Genomic DNA, 576 nt, shown 5'->3' on the forward strand with positions numbered 1-576 from the left:
CGTATTTGTTTGGGTAAGACACGTTCAAGCTCTTCATTTAACCATGACAGTGTTTTACTACGCAAGTAATCACGCATTTTTTCTTCTGCAGAAAGCATAACTAAATTGATGGTGCAAGAGGAGGGAGCTGAACAGCAGTTTTCTCTATACAAATATCCATTGTCTTTAATATTTTTGCATTGAAAAATAGGTTTAGGACCTTCAACTGCTTCAATTACATCCCAAAAGGAAATATCTTCAGGGGACTTAGATAACCTATAGCCTCCCTTTACACCAGGTACAGAACTTACAATCCCAGCCTTAGATAATTTGCCAAACACTTTTGAAAGAAATGTCTCAGAAAGTCCTTGAAATTCTGCCAAATCCTTTATCCCAACACTTTCATTAGAAGGAACATCGATTAAATAAACCAGACAATGTAAAGCATATTCAACTCCAACACTATACTGCATATAAACTCACCTGCTTTTGATTTTAAGGGTATTCAAATTGTATCTTAGGAATATTTAGAACGTTAGTCAAATAAAAGAAATCTCTTTTGGGTAAATCATATTCATTTGACAAAAATAATTATAG

The 576-nt window shown here is 33.9% G+C and carries 1 protein-coding gene; it reads right to left on the minus strand.

From position 1 onward, the window contains the following. The coding region (locus tag V7161_RS18590; RefSeq protein WP_335714435.1) for an RrF2 family transcriptional regulator at nt 1–452 on the minus strand (452 nt) is incomplete at its 3' end. Nucleotides 453–576: the final 124 nt, after the last annotated feature.

The sequence above is a fragment of the Neobacillus drentensis genome (assembly GCF_036965425.1).
In the GTDB taxonomy this organism is placed as follows: Bacteria; Bacillota; Bacilli; order Bacillales; family Cytobacillaceae; genus Neobacillus; species Neobacillus drentensis_F.